General features: G+C 59.3%; 5 protein-coding genes. 1 reads left to right on the forward strand and 4 read right to left on the reverse strand.

The window, feature by feature from the left end:
• Positions 1-201: 201 nt before the first annotated feature.
• The 4 genes from HMPREF2526_RS03090 to HMPREF2526_RS03105 all read right to left on the reverse strand — a co-directional run bounded on the left by HMPREF2526_RS03090 (position 202) and on the right by HMPREF2526_RS03105 (position 3,852).
• Positions 202-603: a hypothetical protein gene (locus HMPREF2526_RS03090; RefSeq protein ID WP_070512652.1), complete on the reverse strand. Its 402-nt coding sequence runs from the start codon at positions 601-603 to the stop codon at positions 202-204.
• A gap of 35 nt (positions 604-638) precedes the next feature.
• Positions 639-1,055 (reverse strand): hypothetical protein, encoded by a 417-nt coding sequence (locus HMPREF2526_RS03095; RefSeq protein WP_049155406.1) that lies wholly within the window; start codon positions 1,053-1,055, stop codon positions 639-641.
• Positions 1,056-1,396: 341 nt separating this feature from the next.
• Positions 1,397-2,782 (reverse strand): mycothione reductase, encoded by a 1,386-nt coding sequence (gene mtr, locus HMPREF2526_RS03100; protein ID WP_070545809.1) that lies wholly within the window; start codon positions 2,780-2,782, stop codon positions 1,397-1,399.
• Between the two features lie 56 nt (positions 2,783-2,838).
• Positions 2,839-3,852, reverse strand: coding sequence for an alpha/beta hydrolase (locus HMPREF2526_RS03105; protein WP_070545814.1), 1,014 nt, complete (start codon positions 3,850-3,852; stop codon positions 2,839-2,841).
• Between the two features lie 300 nt (positions 3,853-4,152).
• On the opposite strand from HMPREF2526_RS03105, the gene mqo reads away from it, so the two are divergent.
• Positions 4,153-5,655, forward strand: coding sequence for a malate dehydrogenase (quinone) (gene mqo / locus HMPREF2526_RS03110; protein ID WP_070545811.1), 1,503 nt, complete (start codon positions 4,153-4,155; stop codon positions 5,653-5,655).
• The last annotated feature ends 345 nt before the right edge of the window (positions 5,656-6,000 follow it).

Genomic DNA, 6,000 nt, shown 5'->3' on the forward strand with positions numbered 1-6,000 from the left:
AGTACCTCTTAAGACGCATAGAGCTGCCCTTGTTGACGAAAGTGCTCCGGATTCTTCAAGGATCCGGAGCACTTTCGTCAGTTTGGAGGGGGTGCGTGCGCCCGTTGCGCCAGAGGTCGGAGATAGACAAAGCGCCCACCTCCGTATAAGGAGATGGGCGCTTTCTAAGGCGCTGAGCTAATCAGCGAGTCCGCGTACTAATTAGCGGCGGAAGATCGGGTCCAGCACGTGTGCCGGAATGATGTGGTTGTACACAGCGAAGTTGTACGCAGCGAACAGGGCACCTGCAATGGCGGAGCCGATAGCAGCGTAGGTGCCCTCACGCCAAGCCTTAGCCCAGGTCGGGTTGGTGGTGTCATCAGCGGTGTTCTCGCCGAAGAGGTCAGCGCCGGTGACCTTCTTGTCACCCTCGGTAGCGTCGCCCCACTTGGAGGACAGGGTAGCGTCGCTGTCGTCCTCCTTGACCTTCTCGTTTGCGGAGGACAGCTCGGAGGAGAGGGAGGTTTCCTCGGTGTTCTCAGCAGCGAAAGCAACGGAGGTGCCAGCGAAAGCAACGGAGGCGGCGGTTGCAGCAGCAACAGCGGCGGTGCGGAAGTTACGCATGAAGTTTAAGCCTTTCGGAAAGTGTGTGGGGCGTCTTAGAAGGACGGGCCGTGGACGAAGAAGTTGTAGACCACGCCGATGAGGCCGGCGATGGAAGCGACGGCGCTAGCAACGCCTACGCCGTAGAAGGTCTTGGCCCAGGTCGGCTGGTCGCCGATGGTGGTGCACTCGCCAGCTTCGCCCTCATCGCAGTGCTCAGACTTGGAGGAACCAAAGATGGCACGGCCGTCAGCCTCGGTGCCGATGTTGTCGTCCTCGTCGACGTTGAACCAGCCGCCAACCTTGGAGGACAGGGAGCCCTCAGGCTTGTCGTAAGGCTGACCGCCCTTTGCGTCTTCGACAGCTTCGGTGGTGTTGGAGCCGTCGAAGGTGGCTGCGGTGGCAACGGTGGAGCCGCCGAAGGCAACTGCGAGAGCGGTAGCGCCGGCGAGGGCTGCATTGCGGATACGCATATCAAAATTCCTTAATGTCGTACGTGCAAGGCCTCCTGGCGGAGGAGCCTCGATTCACAGGGATAGGGATGAGTTTGGTATCCCCAAAACACACTGAGCCGACAGAGACCATCGACTCGTTCCGGTGTCTGTATAAAACCTATCCAACGGTCAGCCAAAATGCACGCTAGTTGGAGCGTTCTTTTACGCAAGCGGCAGGGGTACCCCCAAATTGGGTTAAACCCTGAAAGCTGGCTGAGTGATGTTGCGGGCGTTAAGGTGGCCTTGTAATGCCAATAGATAAATAAGGGGAAATTAGTTCAAGGGTAGTGTGAAATAAATCACTGAACGATCTGTAACGATCACTCTAGCCACTCTAGTCCCAAAACGGCATTTTCGACGACCTCCGGCAACGCCGGGTGGATCCAATACTGTGAACGGGCGAACGTGCGCATGTCGAGGCCGCAGCTCATTGCGGTGATTAACTGTTGTATGAGAGTGGAGGCTTGCGGGCCCATGAGGTGAGCGCCGAGGAGCTGACCGGTCGAGCGGTCGGCGATGAGCTTGCAGACGCCCGTTGAATCCTCCATGGCCCAGCCATAGGCGACATCGCCGAAGTTCTGTACCTTCACTGTGACGTCGTAGCCCTGCTCGCGGGCCTGGGCTTCGGTGAGGCCCACGGTCGCAATCTGCGGGTGGGTGAAGACGGCGGCGGGAACGTGCTCGTGGGGCATGGGCTGAAGATCCTCTGGGTGCAACAGATTGTGCTGCACTGCTCGCTGCTCCGCGTTGGCGACGTGCTTGAGCATGTAGGGCGAGGAGACGTCGCCCAGCGCCCACACGCCCTCACAAGTGGTGCGGCCGTACTCGTCGACCTTGATGCGTCCGTCCTCGTGCATCTCGATCCCACTGGCGGAGAGATCCATCAGGTCGCCGTTAGGCTGGCGGCCGGTGGCGACAAGGATTGCCTCTGCTTCCAGGACGTCACCGTTATCCAAGGTGAGGCGCACACCGTCTGCGGTTTCTTCCACCGCCGTGGCGCTACCGATGCGGACATCGAAACGCTCTCGCAGGATGACGTTGAAGCGTGAGCGTAGGTCTTCATCGAGGAAGCGGAGGAATGTCTCCGAGCGGTTGACCACGGTCACCTTGGTGCCCAGGCCGTCAAAGACATGGGCGAACTCCATAGCGATGTAGCCGCCGCCGACAACGATGAGGCTGCGGGGCTGTTTATCCAGGCGCATGATGTCTTCGTTGGTATGGATCGGGGCAGTTGCGCTGGCGTAGGGCTCAGGTAGTACCGGGCGCGAACCGGTAGCGATGACGATGTTGCCACCAGTAATAATGTCCTCGCCCACCTGCAGGGTCTTTGGCCCGATGAACCGCGCGTGTTGGTCAAAGACCGTAATATTTGGGGTCTCCTCCCCGCGGCGGTACTCTTCGCCGCCTTGGGCGATCAGATCAATGCGGTTGTCGAAAACGCGCTTGACAATGCCCTCCCAGTCCACAGCGTCCACGTGGGCGCTGACGCCAAGGCGCGTGGCTTCACGCGCAGCAAGCGCAACGTCGGCCGCATAGACGTACATTTTTGTAGGGATGCAGCCCACGTTGAGGCAGGTACCTCCGAAGGTTCCCTTTTCAATGATGGCGATAGATTTATCGTCAAACTCGGGGGAGGGGATGGAGTTTCCCGACCCGGTGCCAATGATGACGAGATCAAAGTGCTGTGCAGAAGTCATGGCGACCATTCTAAAGGTTCTACAGCCGCGGCTTCTGGAGGTCGAAGAGCGCGCAGCGCGCACACTTACTGAGCACGCTGTTCTGCGTTTATCGGCGCAACGACGCGAAGCCACTCGGCCGCGGCATTCAGCGCGTCCTCCAACGGTTCGGGCCGAGAGAGGAAAAGGTCGTGGCGGCCATCTTGGACGACGTGGAGGGTGTAGCGCGAGCTCAGCTCCTTAGCCCAGCGCTGACTTTGCCGGACATCGACGACGACATCGGCCGTGTTGGAGGACTCGCTATAGGGCTGATCAAGTTGTGAGCGCGCCGAGGTCATCGTCAGCAGTGGAACTCCAATGGTGATACGCCCGGAATGGATGGCGTCGAAGCCGTGGAAAACAGCAGCGACCCAGCCCAAGTATTTCGCGTGCCCGCCCAGCGGTTTCAAGCGGCGATCAAAATCCCACTCGCCCTGTTCGTGGGAATGGATGGATTCCCCGTAGGTGGTGAGATCCCCGGCGGGTAGCTCGACGCGTGGAGCGATAGCAGCGCCGGCATAAACTATGCGCTTGACCACCTCATAAGCGCCCTCCGACATTCCCATCATGGCCAGCCACGGGCTGTTGAAAACGACACCGGCGATACGGCTGAAACGCGCGGGGTCGTGGCGGCGAAGACGATCGAGCCACAGAGCGATGATGGTGCCGGCTGTGGAGTGTCCCATGATGACGACACGTGGGTTGGGGAGGGCGTCGAGGGCCGCGTTGAGGTCGGCATCGTAATACTGCACATCACTGATGTAGTGCCAGGTTTGCCCCTCCCGGCGGGAGCGACCACATTTGCGCAAATCGACTGCATAGAAGGCGTAGCCAAGCTCATAGAAGTAGCGGGCCACGTGCTCGTGGAAGAAGTAGTCTGTCATGCCGTGGACCCACACTAGGGCGGGGCGATCGTCGTGGGCGTTGGCGGCGGGGCTGTAGCGCACGAGAGTCGCGCAGACATCGCCTTCACCATCGGGATCGGTGCCGAGTTCGAGCGTGGCAGCCTGAAAGTCTGGGCCGAGAAGATCTTCTGACCATTCGAGTTTGTCAAATGTCATGGAGCTCATGATAGGTCGTGCGGTCAGATCCGTCCGGATGGGCGGGGAGCTGAGCTGATATGCCCTGCACCTCAAAAGGGGTGGTGGTTTGGGATTCGGGCATTTATGTTTCGAGGAATGCCTATTTCGCAGGAAGGGGCGTAAGGTGGAATTAATGCTTGACGGATCTTCCTGAGTGGAGGTCTGTATGCCGGCTTGGCCTTAGCATCGTCGAGCGCTTTCTCACCGCGCCCTGCGCACCCACATGCGCAGGGCATTTGACCACATCGAATACATCGACTCTAAGAGGTAATAAGTACAGTGTCCTCCGATAAGAAGACAGCACAAGTAGTAGACGAGGTTGAGGTCGCACTCATTGGTGCAGGTATCATGAGCGCCACCCTCGGCGCCATGCTGCGTGAACTCGAGCCCAGCTGGACTCAGATGGTGTTCGAGCGCTTGGACGGTCCTGCTCTTGAGTCCTCCTCCCCGTGGAACAACGCCGGTACGGGCCACTCTGCACTGTGCGAGTTGAACTACACCCCGGAGAAGAACGGCCGCATCGACGTTTCCAAGGCCCTGAACATCAACGAGAAGTTCCAGGTGTCCCGCCAGTTCTGGTCCCACCAGCTCAACAACGGCATCCTCACTGACCCGAAGGCCTTTATCAACCCGGTTCCGCACGTATCCTTCGCGCAGGGTTCCATTCAGGTGGATTACCTGAAGCGCCGCTTTGACGCGCTGAAGGACAACCACATGTTCCCGAACATGCAGTTCAGCGATGATGACGCTACCTTCCAGGAGAAGCTGCCCCTGATGTCTGAGGGCCGTGATTTCGGTTCCCAAAAGGTTGCCATCTCGTGGACCGATGCCGGTACTGACGTTAACTTTGGCGCCCTGGCTAAGCAGTTCTTCACCGCAGCTAAGGCTGCAGGCACCGAAATCCGCTACGGCCACGAGGTCGTCGATATTAAGCGTGACGGTTCCAAGTGGCGCGTGGTGGCAAAGAACCTGCACACCGGTGATTACCAGGCTGTCCACGCCAAGTTTGTCTTCGTCGGCGCCGGCGGTTACGCGCTTGATCTGCTGCGCAAGGCCGGTGTCCGTGAGGTCTCTGGTTTCGCCGGCTTCCCGGTTTCCGGCCTGTGGCTGCGCTCCAAGAACCCGGAGCTGGTCAAGCAGCACCACGCCAAGGTCTATGGCAAGGCTGCCGTCGGTGCTCCGCCGATGTCCGTGCCGCACCTGGACACCCGTGTCATCGACGGTGAAGAAGGCCTGCTGTTTGGCCCCTACGGTGGCTGGTCCCCGAAGTTCCTGAAGAAGGGCTCCTACCTGGACCTGTTCAAGTCCATCCGTCCGGACAACATCACCTCTTACCTGGGCGTGGCAGCACAGGAGTTTGGTCTGACCAAGTACCTGGTGACCGAGGTCCTCAAGGACTTCGACAAGCGCGTTGAAACCCTGAAGGAATACGTCCCGAGCGCTGATCCGGCCGATTGGGAGACCGTCATCGCTGGCCAGCGCGTCCAGGTCATTAAGCCGGCGGGTGCACCGCAGTTCGGCTCCCTGGAGTTCGGTACCACCCTCATCAACAACCCTGAGGGCAATATCGCCGGCCTGCTCGGCGCTTCCCCGGGTGCCTCCATCACCCCGGCAATCATGATTGAGTTGCTGGAGCGCTGCTTCGGCGAAAACATGATTCAGTGGGGCGATAAGATCCAGGAAATGATTCCGTCCTACGGCACCAAGCTCTCCAAGGACAAGAAGCTCTACGACGAGATGTGGGAGTACACGCAGAAGACTCTGCAGCTTGAGTCCAAGTAGTCCCGTTTCGCTTCGCAGGTAACTCTCAGTAACTGGCAGGAAGCGTCCAGTGCATCGGAACGCTTCGCCAAGGAGGATGCTCCATACTTATGTTGTGCGTTTGAGAGAGCGCATGCGAGAGATAGAGAGAACCCCAGCCGCGCGGGGCGGTCGGCCTGAGAAACCGACCGGGAGCGCGGCAGTGAAAGATAGAGACACACCACCGCCCCGAGACTCCGTTTCCTTTCCTACGGAGACCTCGGGGCGGTGGTGTGTTTCTTTCTGTTTTGCACTCTTAGGTGCCGCAGTAGGTGAGATAGCCCTCCGTGCCACGGCTTAAGGGACATTTCGTGTGGATTTGCGGCG

The organism is Corynebacterium sp. HMSC070E08 (assembly GCF_001808895.1).
GTDB lineage: Bacteria > Actinomycetota > Actinomycetes > Mycobacteriales > Mycobacteriaceae > Corynebacterium > Corynebacterium hiratae.